This is a genomic window from Pseudomonas gingeri (assembly GCF_013385425.1).
Classification (GTDB): domain Bacteria; phylum Pseudomonadota; class Gammaproteobacteria; order Pseudomonadales; family Pseudomonadaceae; genus Aquipseudomonas; species Aquipseudomonas gingeri_D.
Map to the genome: position 1 here is coordinate 1 of NZ_JACAQA010000054.1, position 1,253 is coordinate 1,253.

A 1,253-nucleotide genomic window follows, 5' to 3' on the forward strand; every position below is an offset into this window, starting at 1 on the left:
TGTGGTGGTTTAATTTCCCCGGACACCCCGATAGGTGGAAAATGCATCTATCGAGGAGTTTTTCATGACCGACAAGCGCAGGACATTCGACGACAGCTTCAAGCTGCAAGTCGTGAAAATGATCACAGATCAGGGGTTGGCCGTTTCACAAGTCTGCCGGGATCTCAATCTGGTCGATTCAGCGGTTCGACGCTGGGTCCAGCAGTATGAATCGGAGCAGTTGGGACAAGCCGGGATCGGCAAGCCGCTGACACCTGAGCAACAGCGTATTCGGCAGTTGGAGCAAGAAAACCGGCAGCTCAAGATGGACAACGATGTCCTAAAAAAAGCTACAGCCTTCTTTGCCCGCGAGCTGAAGTGACCTACCGCCTGGTTCGGCAGTTGCAACAGAAGGCTTATTCGGTGGCTCATGTTTGTCGGCTGCTGGGCATCAGCCGCTCCGGCTTTTACGAGGCCAACAAACGCGCCCAAGCGCCGGCACCGATTTGCCCGATCACGGTACAGCTCAAGGCTTCGTATAGCGAAAGTGGCGGTTGCTACGGCAGTCGTCCGTTGCGTAAAGCCCTGCACGCCAAGGGGATCGAGATAGGCCTTTATAAAATCCGCCGCTTGATGCGGGCCAACGGACTTCGCTCGGCCTGGAAGCGCAAATTTGTGCACACGACGGATAGCAATCATGATCTGCCGATCGCCGAGAATGTGCTGAATCGTCAGTTCGATCCCGATGCGGTGAACAAGGCGTGGGTGGCGGATGTGACCTACATCCGGACCCGCAGTGGCTGGCTGTACTTGGCCGTGGTGCTGGACTTGTTCTCACGCAAGATCGTGGGCTGGTCCATGGCCCCAAACATGCCTGCCGAGCTGGTATGCAACGCTATGCAACTGGCTATTGCCCAGCGCCAGCCGGCACCGGGACTGATCGCCCATTCGGATAGGGGGAGTCAGTATGCAAGCGCGAGCTACAGAGCGCTGCTGGAACGAAATGGCATGCAGCAAAGCATGAGTCGCAAAGGAAATTGCTGGGACAACTCCGTGATGGAACGTTTCTTCCTGAGCCTGAAAATGGAACGTGTATGGCGCCGTGACTACGCCAACCATGGCGAGGCAATACGTGACATCACCGAGTACATCGTTGGGTTTTACAACAACGAGCGACTGCACTCGAAACTGGGGTATCTGCCACCGACCGTTTACGAGCGGGCGATGGTGTAGAAATTACCTATCGAGGTGTCCGGAATTAGTTGACCACTACA

1 protein-coding gene is annotated in these 1,253 nt (G+C 55.6%); it reads left to right on the plus strand.

Annotation, left to right across the window (positions count from 1 at the left end):
• Window positions 1-64: 64 nt before the first annotated feature.
• Window positions 65-1,212, plus strand: a protein-coding gene (locus HX830_RS31690; RefSeq protein WP_177104773.1) for an IS3 family transposase whose coding sequence is annotated in 2 segments (ribosomal slippage) — window positions 65-320 and window positions 320-1,212 — 1,149 coding nt in all. Because the reading frame shifts where the segments join, the coding sequence is not laid out codon by codon here.
• The last annotated feature ends 41 nt before the right edge of the window (window positions 1,213-1,253 follow it).